The following is a 16,350-nucleotide window of genomic DNA, read 5'->3' on the forward strand; positions in this document are numbered from 1 at the left end:
CCCGGAGGGTCGGGGCCGGCAGGGCGCGGCTGCCCTGCAACCATCGCAGCCGCGGCGCCCCCATATGGGCGGCAGATCGTTTTCCCGGCCCCCGAGGGCCGGCGCTCGAAGAACTCTCAAGGGGGAAGCCGGCCCGCCCCGGGCGCTCCGAGGACCCCCTCTCAACTCCAGGATGGACGGACGATGGCACGTCAGGACGTCAACGAAGCGCTCCTCGAAACCTCGTTCCTCTACGGCGGCAACGCCGCCTACATCGAGGAACTGCAGGCGGCCTTCGCGCGCGACCCGAGCTCGGTCGATCCCGAGTGGCAGGATTTCTTCCGCTCGCTGGGCGAGGACGGCGCCATCGTCGAGAAGAACGCTGCCGGCGCCTCCTGGGAGAAGCCGAACTGGCCCGTGCCCCTGAACGGCGAGATCGTCTCGGCGCTCGACGGCAACTGGGGTGCCCTCGAGAAGGCGATCGGCGACAAGATCATCGCGCGCGACGCCGGCAAGGAGAAGGGCACCAACGGCGCCGCCATCGTCGCCAGGACCGGCGTCTCGGTGGAGCAGGCGACCAAGGATTCGGTGCGCGCGATCATGCTGATCCGCGCCTACCGCATGCGCGGCCACCTCCACGCCAAGCTCGACCCCCTCGGCCTTGCTCCCCGCGGCGACCACGAGGAGCTGCACCCGCAGCATTACGGCTTCCACGAGCCGGACTGGGACCGACCGATCTTCCTCGACAACGTGCTCGGCCTCGAATTCTCGACGATCCGCGAGATCGTGAAGATCCTGGAGCGCACCTATTGCCAGACGCTCGGCGTCGAGTTCATGCACATCTCGGACCCGGCCGAGAAGGCCTGGATCCAGGAACGCATCGAGGGCAAGGACAAGGAGATCTCCTTCACGCCGGAAGGCCGCCGGGCGATCCTCAACAAGCTGATCGAGGCGGAGGGCTTCGAGAAGTTCCTCGACCTCAAGTACACCGGCACCAAGCGCTTCGGCCTCGACGGCTCGGAGGCGATGGTCCCGGCGCTGGAGCAGATCATCAAGCGCGGCGGCGCCCTCGGCGTCGAGGAGATCGTGCTCGGCATGGCCCATCGCGGCCGCCTGAACGTCCTCACCAACGTGATGGCCAAGCCCTTCCGGGCGGTCTTCAACGAGTTCAAGGGCGGCTCGTCCTCGCCGGCCGAGGTCGAGGGCTCGGGCGACGTGAAGTACCATCTCGGCGCCTCGTCCGACCGCACCTTCGACGGCAACAACGTCCACCTCTCGCTCACCGCCAACCCCTCGCACCTCGAGATCGTCGATCCGGTCGTGCTGGGTAAGGTCCGGGCCAAGCAGGACCAGCTCGCCAAGCCGAACGTCGACCGCAAGAAGGTGCTGCCGCTCCTCATCCACGGCGACGCGGCCTTCGCGGGCCAGGGCGTGGTGGCGGAGTGCTTCGGCCTGTCCGGACTGAAGGGCCACCGCACCGGCGGCTCGGTCCACTTCATCATCAACAACCAGATCGGCTTCACCACCGACCCGCGCTTCTCGCGCTCCTCGCCCTACCCGTCGGACGTCGCCAAGATCGTCGAGGCGCCGATCTTCCACTGCAACGGCGACGACCCGGAGGCCGTGACCTTCGCCGCCAAGGTCGCCACCGAGTACCGCCAGAAGTTCGGCAAGCCCGTCGTCGTCGACATGCTCTGCTACCGCCGCTTCGGCCACAACGAGGGCGACGAGCCGGCCTTCACCCAGCCGAAGATGTACCAGCGGATCCGCAAGCACCCGACGGTGCTGGAGACCTACGGCCGCAAGCTCGTCGAGTCGGGCGCCGTGAGCCAGGAGGCCCTCGACGCCCGCAAGGCCGAGTTCCGCGCCATGCTCGACAGCGAGCTCGACGTGGCGGGCAACTACAAGGCCAACAAGGCGGACTGGCTCGACGGGCGCTGGTCCGGCTTCAAGGCGGTGCGCGAGGACGTGGACGATCCCCGCCGCGGCCGCACCGGCGTGCCGGCCGAGACGCTGCGCGAGATCGGCCAGAAGATCACCCAGGCGCCCCCCGGCTTCCACCTGCACCGCACGATCCAGCGCTTCCTCGACAACCGCGCCAAGGCGGTGGAGACGGGCCAGGGCATCGACTGGGCGACCGCCGAGGCGCTGGCCTTCGGCTCCCTGCTCCTCGACGGCCACCGGGTCCGCCTCTCCGGCCAGGACGTCGAGCGCGGCACCTTCTCGCAGCGCCACGCCGTCGTGATCGACCAGGAGAACGAGCAGCGCTACACGCCGCTCAACTCGATCCGCGAGGGCCAGTCGCACCTGGAGGTCATCAACTCGATGCTCTCCGAGGAGGCGGTGCTCGGCTTCGAGTACGGCTACTCGCTCGCCGAGCCGAACGCGCTCGTGCTGTGGGAGGCGCAGTTCGGCGACTTCGCCAACGGCGCCCAGGTCGTCGTCGACCAGTTCATCTCGTCCGGCGAGCGCAAGTGGCTGCGCATGTCCGGCCTCGTGATGCTGCTGCCCCACGGCTACGAGGGGCAGGGGCCGGAGCACTCCTCCGCGCGGCTGGAGCGCTACCTGCAGATGTGCGCCGAGGACAACATGCAGGTCGCCAACGTCACGACGCCCTCGAACTACTTCCACATCCTGCGCCGCCAGCTGAAGCGGGACTTCCGCAAGCCGCTCGTGCTGATGACGCCGAAGTCGCTGCTGCGCCACAAGCGGGCGGTGTCGAGCCTCGAGGCGATCGCGGAGGGTTCGACCTTCCACCGCGTCCTCTGGGACGACGCCGAGCACGAGGAGGGCGGCGTCAAGCTCGTCAAGGACGACAAGGTCCGCCGCGTCGTGCTCTGCTCGGGCAAGGTCTACTACGACCTGTTCGAGGAGCGCGAGAAGCGCGGCATCAGTGACGTCTACCTGATGCGCGTCGAGCAGCTCTACCCGTTCCCGCTCAAGGCGCTGGCCACCGAGATGAGCCGCTTCCGCAACGCGGAGGTGATCTGGTGCCAGGAGGAGCCCAAGAACATGGGCGCCTGGAGCTTCGTCGAGCCCTATCTCGAATGGGTGCTCGGCCAGGCCGGAGCCTCGGTCAAGCGGGTCCGCTACGTCGGGCGCCCGGCCTCCGCCTCGACGGCGGTCGGCCAGATGTCGAAGCACCAGGCGCAGCTCCAGGCCTTCCTCAACGAGGCGCTCGCGGTCTGAGCCGGCGACGATGCCCTACTTCCTGCTCCGCCTCTCGCCACCCCGGCCGACCTTCCCGTTCGACGCGACGGAGGCCGAGAAGGCGCTGTTCGGCGAGCACGCGGCCTACTGGATCGCGCGGGCGGACGCGGGCGAGGCCATCGCGGTGGGCCCCGTCTTCGAGGCGTCGGGCGCCTGGGGCCTCGCCCTCGTCGAGGCCGCGGACGAGGCGGCCGCGCTGGCCCTCGGCGAGGCCGACCCGGTCATCGGGGCGCGGACGGGGTTCTCCTACGCGGTCTCGGCCGTTCCATCGTTGATCCTGCGGCCGCATGAGCCGCGCGCATTCCAGAGGAGGTCCCCGCAGCGGGGGCAGTGAGAGCATGGCAACCGACATCCTCGTCCCGACGCTCGGCGAATCCGTGAGCGAGGCCACCATCGGCCGCTGGTTCAAGAAGCCCGGCGACGCGGTGGCGGCCGACGAGCCGATCGTGGAGCTCGAGACCGACAAGGTGACGCTCGAGGTCAACGCCCCGGCGGCGGGCGAGCTCGGCGAGATCCTGGTCCAGGACGGCGAGACGGTGGAGCCCGGCGCGCTCCTCGGCTCCATCGTCGAGGCGGGCGCGGGCGGGGCCAGGGCTCCGGAGAAGCCCAGGGCGGACAAGGCCGAGACCAAGGCGGAGAGCCGCAGCGAGGCGCCGAAGGCGCAGGCCGCGGACAAGCCGGCTGCCGAGGAGGCGCCCGCCCGGGAATCCGCCGCGGCCTACGGCAACCACGGCGAGGCAGCCCCCGCCGGCGCCCGCCCGTCCGGCGACCACGGCCCGGCCGTGGCCAAGCTCGCCCGCGAGTCCGGCGTCGATCCGTCGAGCGTCAACGGCAGCGGCAAGGACGGCCGCGTGACGAAGGGCGACATGCTCGCCGCGATGGCCAAGGGCCCGGCGCAGGCCGCGCCCGCCAAGGAGGCCCGGCCGAGCCTGCCGCGCGCGCCCTCCGCGCCGGACGACGCCGCGCGCGAGGAGCGCGTGCGCATGACGAAGCTGCGCCAGACCATCGCGCGCCGCCTCAAGGACGCGCAGGACACCGCCGCGATGCTGACGACGTTCAACGACGTCGACATGTCGGCCGTGATGGCGATGCGCGCCCAGTACAAGGACATCTTCGAGAAGAAGCACGGCACGAAGCTCGGCTTCATGGGCTTCTTCACAAAGGCGGTGATCGGCGCGCTGAAGGACGTGCCCGCGGTCAACGCCGAGATCGACGGGCAGGACATCGTCTACAAGAACTACTACCACGTCGGCATCGCGGTGGGCACCGACAAGGGCCTCGTCGTGCCGGTGGTGCGCGACGCCGACGACCTCTCGATCGCCGGCATCGAGAAGAAGATCGCCGGCTTCGGCAAGAAGGCCCGCGAGGGCAAGCTCTCGATCGACGAGATGCAGGGCGGCACCTTCACGATCACCAACGGCGGCATCTACGGCTCGCTGATGTCGACCCCGATCCTCAACGCCCCGCAATCGGGCATCCTCGGCATGCACCGCATCGAGGAGCGCCCGGTGGTCCGCGCCGGCAAGATCGAGGCGCGGCCGATGATGTATCTCGCCCTCTCCTACGACCACCGCATCGTGGACGGGAAGGAGGCGGTGACCTTCCTGGTGCGCGTCAAGGAGGCCCTGGAGGATCCGGCCCGGCTCGTGCTGGACCTGTGAGATCCGCGGGTCATCGGCGCGTGCGCCGCGGCGGCTATCCTGGCCTCGCCGGCGCTGGCCGCCGGTGATTCGCTCGGTCCGCCGGATCCGGACACGTTCCCGTGGGCGATGCTGCCCGGGTTGGCTCTCCTGGCCTCCCTCGGATACATCGCGTTCGTCGTGATCCGGGGGATGGCCCGCACTCTTCTCAAGCTCTTCGGATAGACTGCATGTCCTACGATCTCGTCGTCATCGGCACCGGCCCCGGCGGCTATGTCTGCGCCATCCGGGCGGCCCAGCTCGGGCTGAAGACGGCGGTCGTGGAGAAGCGGGCGACGCACGGGGGCACCTGCCTCAACGTCGGCTGCATCCCCTCGAAGGCCCTGCTCCACGCCTCCGAGGCGTTCGAGGAGGCGTCCAAGCACTTCGCCGATCTCGGCGTGATCGTCGGCGAGCCGAAGCTCGACCTCAGGAAGATGATGGCCTTCAAGGACGAGGGCGTCGCCGGCAACACCAAGGGCGTCGAGTTCCTGCTCAAGAAGAACGGCGTCGACAGCTACCGCGGCACCGGGCGCCTCGCGGGCGCCGGCCGCGTCGAGGTCATCGCCGAGGACGGCGGCAACCAGCTCCTCGAGACCCGGAACGTCGTCATCGCCACGGGCTCGGACGTGACGAGGCTCCCCGGCGTCGCCATCGACGAGAAGGTGGTCGTCTCCTCCACCGGCGCGCTGGAGCTCGCGAACGTCCCGAAGAAGCTCGTCGTCATCGGCGCGGGCGTGATCGGACTCGAGCTCGGCTCGGTCTGGCGCCGGCTCGGCTCCGAGGTCGTCGTGGTCGAGTATCTCGACCGCGTGCTGCCGGGCATGGACGGCGAGGTCGGCAAGCAGTTCCAGCGGATCCTGTCCAAGCAGGGCATCACCTTCAAGCTGTCCTCGAAGGTCACGGGTGTCGACGTCGGCAAGAAGGGCGCGACCGTGACGGTCGAGCCGGCCGCCGGCGGCGAGGCGGAGAAGATCCAGGCCGACGTGGTGCTCGTCGCCATCGGTCGGGTCCCGTACACGGACGGGCTCGGCCTCGAGACGGTCGGCGTCCAGACCGACAACAAGGGCCGCATCCAGACGGACAGCCACTACGCCACGAACGTCACCGGCATCTACGCCATCGGCGACGTCATCGCGGGCCCGATGCTCGCCCACAAGGCCGAGGACGAGGGCGTCGCGGTGGCCGAGATCCTGGCCGGGCAGTCCGGCCACGTGAATTACGGGGTCATCCCGAACGTCGTCTACACCTTCCCGGAGGTCGCCTCGGTGGGACGGACCGAGGAGGAGCTGAAGAAGGACGGCATCCGCTACAATGCCGGCAAGTTCCCCTTCACGGCGAACGGCCGCGCCAAGGTCAACCACACGACGGACGGCTTCGTGAAGATCCTGGCCGACGCCGACACGGACCGGGTGCTGGGCGTGCACATCGTCGGCGCGGATGCGGGCAACCTCATCGCGGAGGTCGCGGTCGCCATGGAGTTCGGCGCGAGCGCGGAGGACGTCGCCCGCACCTGCCACGCCCATCCGACGCTGACCGAGGCGGTGAAGGAGGCGGCGCTCGCCGTCGGCAAGCGCGCGCTGCACATCTGAGCGGCCCGCCGTCAGGCGGTGCGGCGCGCCGGCACGAAGTCGGCGACCCGCAGGAGCGCGGTGGGCGCCGGGGCGGCGGTGAGCGCGTTCAGCAGGTAGGGTCGGCGCAGGGCGAGCGCGTGGTGCAGCGCGAGGTCGATGTCGCGCGCGTAGAACGGCATCTTAAGGACGAAGGAGACGCCGAAGAAGCGGGCCGCGTGGGCGATCGGCTCCGGGTCGCCGCTGGTCATCAGGGTGAGCTGCGTCGGCAGCTTGAGGGGCTGGACCTGGCAGGCGAGTTCGAGCCCGTCGAGGCCCGCGAGGTTGGCGTCGATGAAGGCCAGCGCGTAGGCGCCCATGCGCAGGAGCTTCAGGGCGTGGCGCCCGCTGTCGGTCTCGTCGACGACGAGGTTGAAGCCGCTGCGCGTCAAGACCCGGCCGATCATGCCGCGCCCCGCTTCCGAGGAGGAGGCGAGCAGGACCGAGGTCGGCTGCTGCCGGCGGGCATTGGCCCGCAGCAGGTTCTCGATGTGCTCCGGGTCGAGGGGCGTCTTCAGCACCTCGTAGGCGTTCAGGCTCTGGGCGAGTTCCTGCCATTGCGGGAAGACGCGGGCGGCGACGAGGACGAGGCAGGAGATCGTCCCGCCGCGCTTGCGCGCGAGCGCCACGGCCTCGGGGCCGCTCAGCCCGTCGAGCTGCAGGCCGACGAAGCCGAGGGGCGGCCGATGCGCCACCACGGCCTCGATGAGCTCGGCGCCCGTGCTCGCCTCGATGATCGCGGCGGCCGGGTCGAACCGGCGCACGATGGCGGAGAGGCTCGCACGGCGGCCCGCGTCGGCGTCGGCGACGAGGACGGTCGTGGTGCCGGTCCCCGGGGCTCGGGAGGGGGCGATGGGGTCCGGCATGACAATCCGTCGGCTCAAGATCGTTTCCGGCAGATCGTAGCCCGGGAAAGGTGAGCGGGCTCTTAACTTGAATTTCCGTTGCGTCGGCCAACCTTCGGTCGACCAAATTTCCGTCGGACTGAAACAAACCAGTCCAGATTGCGTCGAGACCGGATCAGCGGCGGATAATTTGCGTCACGCGAAGATCAGGGGCGTTGAGCGGCCCGCGGATGAGCCGCGTCGAAGGCGCTCATCAGGCGGGCGGCGTCGAGCTTCGTGTAGAGCTGCGTCGTCGAGAGCGAGGCGTGGCCGAGCAGCTCCTGGATCGCCCGCAACTCGCCCTGGCGGGCGAGGAGATGCGTGGCGAAGGAGTGGCGCAGGGCGTGGGGCGTCGCCGTGTCGGGCAGGCCGAGGGCGCCCCGCATGGCGGCCACCGCGTACTGGATGACCCGCGGCGAGAGCGGGCCGCCGCGCGCCCCGACGAAGAGCGGGTCGTCGGCGTCGAGCGGGTAGGGGCAGGCGGCGAGATAGGCGGCCACCGCCTCGGCGACCACGGGCAGGACCGGCACCATCCGGTCCTTGCCGCCCTTGCCCGTCACCGTGACGGCATCGATGCCGGGCAGCGGCGCGTCCTTGCGGGCGATGCCGAGCGCCTCCGAGATGCGCAGGCCCGCCCCGTACAGGAGGGCGAGCACGGCGGCGTCCCGGGCGAGGATCCAGGGCTCCCGCGCCTCCCCGGCGCGCAGGTCGGTCCGGGTCATGGCGCGGGCGGCCGCGACGCCGAGCGGCCGGGGCAGGCGCCGCTCGACCTTGGGCGAGCGCACGGCGCCGAGGGCCGCCACGGTGCCGTGCCCCTCGCGCTCCAGGTAGCGGGCGAAGGAGCGCACCCCCGCCAGGGCCCGCATCAGCGAGCGGCCGCCGATCCCCTCCGCCCGCCGCGCGGCCATGAAGGCGCGCACGTCGCGGGGCTTCAGGGCGACGAGGTCCGGGATGCGCGCCGCGCCGCGCCGCCCCTCGAGGTGGAGGAGGAACTGGCGCAGGTCGCGCGCGTAGGCCTCGACCGTGTTGGGCGCCATGCGGCGCTCGCGGGCGAGGCCGTCGCTCCAGGCGCGAAGAGCGGCCTGCAGGGCCGCGTCCCCCGGCGGGAGGAGCTGGGATGCCGGGTCGGGCCTCTCGCGTTCGGACATCGGGACACGCCTCCGGTGGAGAGGACCGGGATACGGCCGCGATGGTTGACGCCGGGTTGCGGCGCCGGAGGGCTCGCCTTATCGGCCGCCTTCGCCAGATACCGGTGGCCCGCCACAGCAGAGACGTCCCCGCCATGTCCAAGCCCGTCCACAGCATGATCCGCGTCCTCGACGAGGCCCGCGCGCGCGACTATTACACCCGCGCCCTCGGGCTCGAGGTCGCCGACCGGTTCGACTTCCCCGACTTCACCCTGATCTACATGCGCGACCCCGCCTCGCCCTTCGAGCTGGAATTGACGGTCAACAAGGGCCGCACCGAGCCCTACGCGCTCGGCGACGGCTACGGGCACATCGCCGTGGTGGTGGACGACGTGGAGGCCGAGCACGCCCGCTTCACGGCGGAGGGGCTGCCCGCGACGCCGGTCAAGGAGCTGAAGCACGGGGACACGCCGCTCGCCCGGTTCTTCTTCGCGACCGATCCCGACGGCTACAAGATCGAGATGATCCAGCGGGGCGGCCGCTTCGCCTGACCGGCTCCCGCGGCGCCGGCCTCAGGGCCGGCCCAGCATCCTCGCGAGGGGGATGTAGTCGGCGAGCGCCGCGAGGCGCGCCGGCTCGACGAGCGTCACCCGCGTCCCGGCCATGCGCACGAGCCCGTCCCGCCGCAGCTGCTGGATCGTCCGGTTGGTGTGGACGATGCTGAGCCCGAGGCTGTCGGCGAGGACCTCCTGCGTCACCGGAAGGGTGAAGCCGTCACCCTGCTCGACCCCGGCGATGCACAGCCGCTCGTGCAGCTCCAGGAGGAGGTGGGCCATCCGCTCGTAGGCGGTCTGCCGGCCGAGCCGCGTCACCTGATGGGCGAGAAGCGCCTCCTCGGCGCCGGCGAGGGTGCGCAGGACCCGGGCGATCGGCGCGTCGCGGCCGGCGGCCTCGGTCTCCAGATCGAGGAGGGGCGCGGCGTCCGCGACGATCATGGCCGTCAGGCTGACGGTGGCGGCGTAGCGCAGGGGCGCCCGGTGCGGGTCGAAGGCGACGAGGTCGCCCGGCAGGACGAAGCTCAGGATCTGGCGGCGACCGTCCGCCAGGATGCAATGGCGGGCGCCCCAGCCGGCCGCGACGAGGCGGGGGGCGCCGGAAAGCTCCGCGCGGGCGTTGACGGGCTCGTCCCGGAGGGTGAGGCCGCGCAGGGCCGCCACCAGGTCCGGGGGCGGCGCGGCGAGCGTCTCGACCCGGTGGACGAGCGGGTCGACCGGGGACGCGGGCGACCGATCCCAGGCGGCGATCATGGGCCGCCTCCTCCCGGGTCCGCGACGAGGCGCGCGACGACGCGCAGCAGGTCGTCGATCAGCAGCGGCTTCTCCAGCCGGGGCACGCCGCTGAAGCCCGGCGGCAGGACCGCCCCGTCGACGCCGGTCGCGAACACGATGGGCACGCCCTTGCGCATCAGCTCCTCGGCCAGACGATACACGTCCTCGCCCGGCAGGTTGATGTCGAGGATCGCGGCGTCGAGGGCCTGCGTCCGGCTCAGCGTGAGGCCGCGCTGCAGGTCGGCACCGGGCCGATCACCTCGGCGCCCTCCGCGCCGAGGGCCTGCGCCATGTCGCAGGCCAGGAGATACTGGTCCTCGACCACGAGGACCCGACGGCCGGCGAGGGAAGCAGTGGCCACGTCCCGCATCGCTCAGCCCTGCGCCTCTTCGGCCTGCGGTGGATCGAACTCGACGAGGCCCGCCTCGCCGCTGCCCGCGTCGAGGGGAATCTCGATGACGCAGCGCACGCCGCCGGGCGAGAATTCGAGCGCGGTCGTCGCGCCGAGCTCGTAGCTCAGCCCGTCCTCGATCAGCTCGCGCCCGAACCCGCGCCGGGCCGGGTCCGTGTTCACCATCCGGACCCCGCTCTCGCGCCACTCGAAGCGCAGGCGCCGGTCGACGTCCTCGCCGTAGGCGTGCCAGGAGATCGCGACGTGACCGTCCGGGCCGGTCAGCGCCCCGTACTTGATCGCGTTCGTCACGAGCTCGTGCAGCGCGAGCCCGAGCGTCTCGGCGGCCTTCTGGCGCAGGCGCACGCCCGGGCCCGAGAGGGACACCTGCGCGCCGTCGCGGGCGGCGTGGTTGATCACCTCGTCGCCGATCAGCTCGGCGAGGTCGATGCTCGAATCGGCCGTGCGGGTCAGGATGTTCTGGGTGCGGGCGAGCGCGCCGATGCGCCCGTCGAAGTGGGACAGGAAGCCGTCGAGGGAGGCTGTGCTCTCCGCCGTGCGCTTGGCCAGCGAGCGCACCACCGCGAGGATGTTCTTCACCCGGTGCTGCAACTCGGCGAGCAGCAGGCGCTGGCGGTCCTCCGCGCGGCGCCGCTCGTGGATGTCCGTGCAGGAACCGAACCACTTCGCCACCGCGCCGTCGGCCTCCTGCACGGCCTCCGCCCGGGTCGTGAACCAGCGGTAGCGCCCCTGCCGGTCGCGCAGGCGCAGGTCCGTCTCGAAGGCCCGGCCGCTGGCCCGCGCCTCGGCCCAGGCGACGTCGGTGGCCTCGCGGTCGTCGGGGTGGAGTGCCGACATCCAGCCCTGTCCCAGCGCCCGTCCCGCCTCCAGGCCGGTATACTCGTAGAAGCGGGGATTCACGTAGTCGCACTGGATGTCCGGCGTCATCGTGAACAGGAAGGCGGGCACCGCCCGCTCCATGTGGTGGAACCGCTCCTGAGTGTCCTTGAGGGCCCGCTCGGCCCGGGCGGTCGCCGTGATATCGAGGAAGGTCATCACGACGCCGGCGATGAAGTTGTCGATGTTTCTGTAAGGTAGCACGCGGACGAGGCAGCGCGCGCCGGAAGCGGCGTTCTCCACCTCCCGCTCGATGGTGCCGAGCGTCCGCAGGACGCGACGGATGTCCTCCTGGAGCTCCCCGTAGTTGATGAGCGGCGCGATGTGGGTGATCGGCCGGCCGAGATCGCTCTCGATCAGGTGGAAGATCTCCACCACCGAAGGGGTGAAGCTCTTCACGCGGAAATTGTTGTCTAGGAAAACGGTCGCGATCTGCGTGCTCTCGAGCAGGTTCTTCAGGTCGCTGTTGGCCCGGTCCAGCTCGTTGACGCGGTGGCCGAGCTCGCTGTTGACGGTCTGCAACTCCTCGTTGGTCGATTGCAGCTCCTCCTTCGAGGTCTCCAGCTCCTCGTTGGCCGATTGCAGCTCCTCGTTGACGGACTGGTACTCCTCGTTCGAGGATTTCAGCTCCTCGTTGGTGCTCTCCAACTCCTCGATCGTCGCCTGGAGGCGCTCACGGGTGAGGCGCAGCTCGGCTTCGAGCCGCTGCACGTGCTCGTCGCGGATGAAGTTCGGCGAGGGCTCGAACGCCTCGTCGCCCTCCAGGATCTCGCCGTCCTGGAACAGGACCACGAAGCTCGCCGCCTCCTCGGAGCTCAGCCGGATCGGCTCGACGATCAGGGTGACGATCCGCCGATGCCCGTTCAGGCCGATCTGGACGCGCTCGGCCTTCACCGGCTTGGCCTCGGCCTCCGCCTTGTGGAGGGCCGCGCGCAGGTCGAGGCGCAGGTCGCGGTGGGCGAGGCTGAGGAGGTTGAGGCTCGCGGCGCCCGGCGAGGGCGCGAGGTAGTGCCCGGTCCGGCCGGAGAAGTGCAGCACCTCGTAGGCGGAATCCGTGATCACGTAGGCGGGAGCGTAGCGCTCGGCCACCTGCTCGGCCCGCCGCGTCAGGGTGCCGGCGACCTCGCGGGTGCGCATGTCCTTCTCGACGGCGCCTCCGTTCCGGTCCCCCGAGGTCGCGAGCGGAAAGTCCGGGAGGACGCGGGTGACGCTGTCGAGCCGGCGGAAGATCCGGAAGCGCCGGTCGGCCGGCGCGAAGATCTTGACGTGGCGGGTCACGTTCTCGGAATTGCCGAGGAACAGGTAGCCGCCCGGCCGCAGGGCGAAGTGGAACAGGGGAATGACCCGGTTCTGGAGGTCGTTGTTGAGGTAGATCAGCAGGTTGCGGCAGGAGACGAGGTCGAGGCGCGAGAAGGGCGCGTCCTTGATCACGCTGTGCTGGGAGAAGATGCACATCTCCCGCAATTCCTTGACGATGCAGTAGGTGTTGCCCTCCCGCACGAACCAGCGGGAGAGGCGCTCGCGGCTCATGGTCTGCGCGATCGTCTCGGTGTACCGGCCGACCCGGGCGGCGGCCAGCGCCCGCCCGTCGATGTCGGTGGCGAAGATCTGGACCTGCGGCACGAGGTCGAGCTTGGCCATGTGCTCGCGCAGCAGGATCGCGATCGAGTAGGCCTCCTCGCCGGTGGCGCAGCCGAGCACCCAGACGCGGACCTGGTCGCTCGCGCCCTTGTCGGCGAACAGCTTGGGCACGACCTCGGCCTCGAGGAACTCGAACTCGCCCGCGTCGCGGAAGAACTGCGTCACGCCGATCAGGAGGTCGTTGAAGAGGTGCTGGACCTCGGCCGAGTCCGAGCGCAGGAACTCCAGATAGGCCTCGATCGTCTCGGTCTGGACGACCTGCATCCGCCGCTGCACCCGGCGCAGGAAGGTGTTCTGCTTGTAGCCGTGGAAGTCGTGGCCGGTCTTGTTCCGCAGCACCGCGGCGATCCGGGTCAGGTGGCGCGTCACCGTCTGGCGGAGCGCGCCGACGCTGCGCGAGCGCTCGATGCGCGCGAGGTGCCCCGCGTAGGTCGCGATGTGCTCCGGCATCGCCTCGGGCAGCATCACGAAGTCGACGATCGCCGCCGCGGCGCTGCTCGTGGCGGCGCCGGTCTCGCGGTCGTCCTTGCGCTGCTCGGCGAGCGTCAGGCCGCCGTGCTCCTTCACCGCCGTGGCGCCGAGGGTCCCGTCGCTGCCGGTCCCTTCGAGGATGACCGCGACGGCGCGCTCGTTCTGGTCGTCGGCGAGCGAGACGAGGAAGCTGTCGATGGTGCCGCTCTCGGGAGAGTCGTCGGAGGCGGGCGCGACGCTGAAGCGGCCCTCGCGCACCGCCAGGATGGTGCCGGCATCGGCGAGGTAGACGTGGCCTGGCGCGACGGGCGCGCCGTCGGCGACCGGCGCGAAGGCGACGCCCGAGGACCGGATCTCGCGCATCACGCGCTCCGCCTCGGCCCCTTCCCGGTGCTGCAGGATGAGCACGTAGGCGAGGTTCGCGCCCTCGGCGAGGTGGGCGAAGAAGCGGTCGATCGACTCGACCGCGGTGGTGCTCGCGCCGATCCCGACGATCAGCAGAGGCAGGGGGGTACCGATCCCGCCGCCGGCTCCGGCCGTCTCGGATGCGGTCTCTCTCTCGCTCACGAATGCACCCGTCGCACCTCAGCGTCCCATCCCGCCGACCGCCCCCGGCAAGATATCGCGCTCACCACTGTCCATAGCTCAGATCACCGAACGGGTTCCAGTCTCGACCACGGCCCAGCTCCGGCAGGATGGATGAATATTACTCCGTCAAGCTCGACGCGCCTCCTCTAATCAAGCTGGGCGGGTGCGGAACATCGATGCCGTATCATCGTTATCGCCGTCCCATCCCAAGAAGAAGCGGTCATGGCAGAAGTGGATGACGATCAATTGCGCTATGGAAACTTGGGCGCAACCTGCCTGCATCTGTGCGTCGACATGCAAGGCATGTTCGCCGAGCAGACGGAGTGGCACACGCCCTGGATGGAGCGCGTCCGCCCGAACGTCGCCCGGATCGTCGAGGCGCAGGCGGCGCGCACGCTCTTCACCCGCTTCATCCCGGCCGAGCGCCCCGGCGAGGGCCGGGGCACCTGGGCCCACTACTACGAGCGCTGGGCGAGCATGACCCGCGAGCGGCTCGACCCGCGCCTGATCGATCTCGTCCCCGAACTCGCCCGTCACGTGCCGCCGGCCGAGATCTTCGACAAGACGGTCTACTCGCCCTGGTTCGGCACCGCGCTCGACGCCCGCCTGCAGGCGCGCGGCGTCGAGACCCTTGTGGTCACGGGCGGGGAGACCGATGTGTGCGTTCTCAGCACGGTGCTCGGCGCGGTCGATCACGGCTACCGCGTGGTGGTCGTCACCGACGCGCTCTGCTCCTCCTCCGACCGGGCGCACGACGCGCTCCTCACCCTGTACCGGTCGCGCTACGGCCAGCAGGTCGAGACCGTCACCACCGAGACGGTCCTGGCCAACTGGACCTGAGCCGGCGTGCCCGAGGGCCTTCCGACGACCTCCATGAGCATGTCCCCCCGCATCGTCTGCATCCGCCACGGCGAGTCGACCTTCAACGCCGCCCACCGCGCCACCGGCCGCGACCCGTTCCACACCGACGCCCGCCTGACGGAGCGCGGCCATGAGCAGGTGCGGGCAGCCCGCGCGCGCCTGCGCGAGATCCCGTTCGAGCTCGTCGTGACCTCGCCGCTGACCCGGGCCATCGAGACCACGATGGGGCTGTTCGGGGAGCACCCGGCCGCTCCCCAGATCCTCGTCGAGGTGCTGCACCGGGAGTGCCAGGAGAGCAGCTGCGACGTCGGCCGCGCCGCCTCGCAGATCGCGGCGGAGTTCCCGCACCTGCGGGTCGACCATCTGCCCGAGATCTGGTGGCACGCGGAAGGGGAGCCGAACGCGCACGGCATCCATGTGGAGCCGCGCCACCTGTTCGACCGGCGCGTCCGGGAGTTCCGCGCCTGGCTCGGGGCGCGGACCGAGCGGACCATCGCGGTCGTCGGCCACGGCACCTTCTTCTACCACCTGACGGGGCAGTGGCTCGACAACTGCGAGAGCACGGCCCTCGACCTCGCGGCCGAGCCGGCGCTGGCCTGAGCGCTACTTCGGCTTGTCGCCGGCCTTCGGCTCGCTCACCTTCTCGCCCGCGATGCACTGGATCATGAAGCTCTCGCGCATCGCGCCCTGCATGGCGTTCTCGTCGGCCTTGGCGCCGCATTCCCGCTCGCGCGCGGCCTGGGCGGGGTCCGGCGCGCCGCCCGACTGGGCGAGGGCCCCCTGGGCGAGCGTCCCCTGGGCGCCGGCGACGAGGAGGGCGAGGACGCGGGCTGTCGCTGTCACGGACATGGTCTTCCTGCCGGCTTGAGACGCGGGCGCGGGGCGCGCGAACGCCCCGCCGCCCGCCGGATCGGGAGAGAAACCCGCGGATCGCCGCCCGGTTCAGGTCCGCGCGGCCTCGAGCCGGTCGCGGGCCTCGGCCGGCGCGATCGCGCCGGCCTGGCGCCCGATGCCGAGCGCCTCGTCGAGGAGCGTCGCGGCGAGCGCCCAGGTGCCCGGCACGAAGGGCGCGGCCCCTTCCGCGACCTCGGCCGCGTAGCGCGCATCCTCGGCCGCCGCGATGGCAGCCGTGGCGGCGCGCCCCACGGAGGCCGCGAGCGCCCCGGCCATCCAGGCCCTGCGCCGGGAGGCCGCATCGGCGGCCGTGCCCCCTCGCCACGCGGCCGCCCGCGCCGCGGCGAGCGCCGCCTCGAGGCCGGCCGCGCCCTCGCAGCGGGCTGCGAGATCGGGCATGGCGGCCCGGTCGAGGAGCGGGGGCAGGATGCGCCGGATGCTCTGCTCGGCGAGGAAGCGCGTGCGCTCGGCCTCCACGGCCGGCGCGTCGGCCGAGCCCGACAGGCGCAGGACGAAGGCCATCAGCCGCGGCCGCTCGGCATCCGGCATCGCGTCGTTGAGGCCGAGCGCGTAGGCGGCGAGCGGCTTCGAGAAGCAGGCGGGCAGGTCGGAGGAGGCGGTGACGGCCCGATAGGGCAGGCCGGCCGCCACGATCGCCGCCTCGTTGATGCAGGTGCCGCCGTCCGGCCCCGGGAAGGCGTGGGAGCCCGGCAGCAGCCGCCAGTTCAGGATATGCTCGAAGCCTGCCGTCATCGCGCGCCTCCGCCCGGGGGCAGAGTGGCACGGCGGG

The 16,350-nt window shown here is 71.1% G+C and carries 15 protein-coding genes; 7 read left to right on the forward strand and 8 right to left on the reverse strand.

The annotated features are described in order from the left end of the window. Positions 1-183: 183 nt before the first annotated feature. The 4 genes from MOX02_RS19800 to lpdA all read left to right on the forward strand — a co-directional run bounded on the left by MOX02_RS19800 (position 184) and on the right by lpdA (position 6,460). On the forward strand, positions 184-3,168 hold the full coding sequence (locus tag MOX02_RS19800) for a 2-oxoglutarate dehydrogenase E1 component (protein ID WP_147027519.1): 2,985 nt from the start codon (positions 184-186) through the stop codon (positions 3,166-3,168). Positions 3,169-3,178: 10 nt separating this feature from the next. After that, positions 3,179-3,523 carry a YciI family protein gene (locus MOX02_RS19805; protein ID WP_147027520.1) on the forward strand — a complete coding sequence of 115 codons (345 nt, stop codon included), beginning with the start codon at positions 3,179-3,181 and terminating at the stop codon, positions 3,521-3,523. Between the two features lie 4 nt (positions 3,524-3,527). Then, the gene (gene odhB, locus MOX02_RS19810) at positions 3,528-4,850 is read left to right on the forward strand and encodes a 2-oxoglutarate dehydrogenase complex dihydrolipoyllysine-residue succinyltransferase (protein WP_147027521.1); all 1,323 of its coding nucleotides are present in this window, start codon (positions 3,528-3,530) and stop codon (positions 4,848-4,850) included. A 209-nt stretch (positions 4,851-5,059) separates the two neighbouring features. Continuing rightward, positions 5,060-6,460: a dihydrolipoyl dehydrogenase gene (gene lpdA, locus MOX02_RS19815; RefSeq protein WP_147027522.1), complete on the forward strand. Its 1,401-nt coding sequence runs from the start codon at positions 5,060-5,062 to the stop codon at positions 6,458-6,460. Between the two features lie 11 nt (positions 6,461-6,471). Here the strand turns inward: lpdA and MOX02_RS19820 are convergent, their stop codons facing one another. Both MOX02_RS19820 and MOX02_RS19825 read right to left on the reverse strand, forming a co-directional pair. Further along, complete coding sequence (locus MOX02_RS19820; RefSeq protein WP_147027523.1) at positions 6,472-7,344, reverse strand: response regulator; 873 nt, start codon at positions 7,342-7,344, stop codon at positions 6,472-6,474. 185 nt (positions 7,345-7,529) lie between these two features. After that, positions 7,530-8,510: a tyrosine recombinase XerC gene (locus tag MOX02_RS19825; RefSeq protein ID WP_147027524.1), complete on the reverse strand. Its 981-nt coding sequence runs from the start codon at positions 8,508-8,510 to the stop codon at positions 7,530-7,532. A 134-nt stretch (positions 8,511-8,644) separates the two neighbouring features. On the opposite strand from MOX02_RS19825, the gene MOX02_RS19830 reads away from it, so the two are divergent. Then, positions 8,645-9,040, forward strand: coding sequence for a VOC family protein (locus tag MOX02_RS19830; RefSeq protein ID WP_147027525.1), 396 nt, complete (start codon positions 8,645-8,647; stop codon positions 9,038-9,040). A 21-nt stretch (positions 9,041-9,061) separates the two neighbouring features. Here MOX02_RS19830 and MOX02_RS19835 read toward each other — a convergent pair whose 3' ends face one another. From MOX02_RS19835 to MOX02_RS19845, 4 genes are read right to left on the reverse strand one after another with little or no spacing between them, the layout of a single operon-like run. After that, positions 9,062-9,796 (reverse strand): Crp/Fnr family transcriptional regulator, encoded by a 735-nt coding sequence (locus MOX02_RS19835; protein WP_147027526.1) that lies wholly within the window; start codon positions 9,794-9,796, stop codon positions 9,062-9,064. Continuing rightward, a complete protein-coding gene (locus MOX02_RS19840) occupies positions 9,793-9,978 on the reverse strand; it encodes a response regulator (RefSeq protein ID WP_147027527.1) in 186 nt (61 codons plus the stop codon). The genes MOX02_RS19835 and MOX02_RS19840 overlap by 4 nt, the downstream gene beginning before the upstream one ends. 56 nt (positions 9,979-10,034) lie before the next feature. Then, complete coding sequence (locus MOX02_RS31370) at positions 10,035-10,178, reverse strand: response regulator (RefSeq protein ID WP_170267928.1); 144 nt, start codon at positions 10,176-10,178, stop codon at positions 10,035-10,037. Between the two features lie 12 nt (positions 10,179-10,190). Beyond that, the gene (locus MOX02_RS19845; protein WP_147027528.1) at positions 10,191-13,784 is read right to left on the reverse strand and encodes a CheR family methyltransferase; all 3,594 of its coding nucleotides are present in this window, start codon (positions 13,782-13,784) and stop codon (positions 10,191-10,193) included. A 243-nt stretch (positions 13,785-14,027) separates the two neighbouring features. Here MOX02_RS19845 and MOX02_RS19850 point away from each other — a divergent pair, with 243 nt between their 5' ends. Both MOX02_RS19850 and MOX02_RS19855 read left to right on the forward strand, forming a co-directional pair. Further along, complete coding sequence (locus MOX02_RS19850) at positions 14,028-14,645, forward strand: cysteine hydrolase family protein (protein ID WP_373866770.1); 618 nt, start codon at positions 14,028-14,030, stop codon at positions 14,643-14,645. A gap of 33 nt (positions 14,646-14,678) precedes the next feature. Next, positions 14,679-15,266, forward strand: coding sequence for a histidine phosphatase family protein (locus MOX02_RS19855; RefSeq protein WP_147027530.1), 588 nt, complete (start codon positions 14,679-14,681; stop codon positions 15,264-15,266). Positions 15,267-15,269: 3 nt separating this feature from the next. Here the strand turns inward: MOX02_RS19855 and MOX02_RS19860 are convergent, their stop codons facing one another. Together MOX02_RS19860 and MOX02_RS19865 are read right to left on the reverse strand one after the other, a co-directional pair. Then, positions 15,270-15,509 (reverse strand): hypothetical protein, encoded by a 240-nt coding sequence (locus MOX02_RS19860; protein WP_147027531.1) that lies wholly within the window; start codon positions 15,507-15,509, stop codon positions 15,270-15,272. Between the two features lie 99 nt (positions 15,510-15,608). Beyond that, positions 15,609-16,313, reverse strand: a complete 705-nt coding sequence (locus MOX02_RS19865; RefSeq protein ID WP_147027532.1) for a hypothetical protein — start codon at positions 16,311-16,313, stop codon at positions 15,609-15,611. Between the last annotated feature and the right edge of the window lie 37 nt (positions 16,314-16,350).

This window comes from Methylobacterium oxalidis, from assembly GCF_007992195.1.
Lineage (GTDB): Bacteria > Pseudomonadota > Alphaproteobacteria > Rhizobiales > Beijerinckiaceae > Methylobacterium > Methylobacterium oxalidis.

Coding starts and splice junctions, on each gene's coding strand:
- MOX02_RS19800 (WP_147027519.1), top strand. CDS start 184: ATGGCACGTCAGGACGTCAACGAAGCGCTCCTCGAAACCTCGTTCCTC.
- MOX02_RS19805 (WP_147027520.1), top strand. CDS start 3,179: ATGCCCTACTTCCTGCTCCGCCTCTCGCCACCCCGGCCGACCTTCCCG.
- odhB (WP_147027521.1), top strand. CDS start 3,528: ATGGCAACCGACATCCTCGTCCCGACGCTCGGCGAATCCGTGAGCGAG.
- lpdA (WP_147027522.1), top strand. CDS start 5,060: ATGTCCTACGATCTCGTCGTCATCGGCACCGGCCCCGGCGGCTATGTC.
- MOX02_RS19820 (WP_147027523.1), bottom strand. CDS start 7,344: ATGCCGGACCCCATCGCCCCCTCCCGAGCCCCGGGGACCGGCACCACG.
- MOX02_RS19825 (WP_147027524.1), bottom strand. CDS start 8,510: ATGTCCGAACGCGAGAGGCCCGACCCGGCATCCCAGCTCCTCCCGCCG.
- MOX02_RS19830 (WP_147027525.1), top strand. CDS start 8,645: ATGTCCAAGCCCGTCCACAGCATGATCCGCGTCCTCGACGAGGCCCGC.
- MOX02_RS19835 (WP_147027526.1), bottom strand. CDS start 9,796: ATGATCGCCGCCTGGGATCGGTCGCCCGCGTCCCCGGTCGACCCGCTC.
- MOX02_RS19850 (WP_373866770.1), top strand. CDS start 14,028: ATGGCAGAAGTGGATGACGATCAATTGCGCTATGGAAACTTGGGCGCA.
- MOX02_RS19855 (WP_147027530.1), top strand. CDS start 14,679: ATGAGCATGTCCCCCCGCATCGTCTGCATCCGCCACGGCGAGTCGACC.
- MOX02_RS19865 (WP_147027532.1), bottom strand. CDS start 16,313: ATGACGGCAGGCTTCGAGCATATCCTGAACTGGCGGCTGCTGCCGGGC.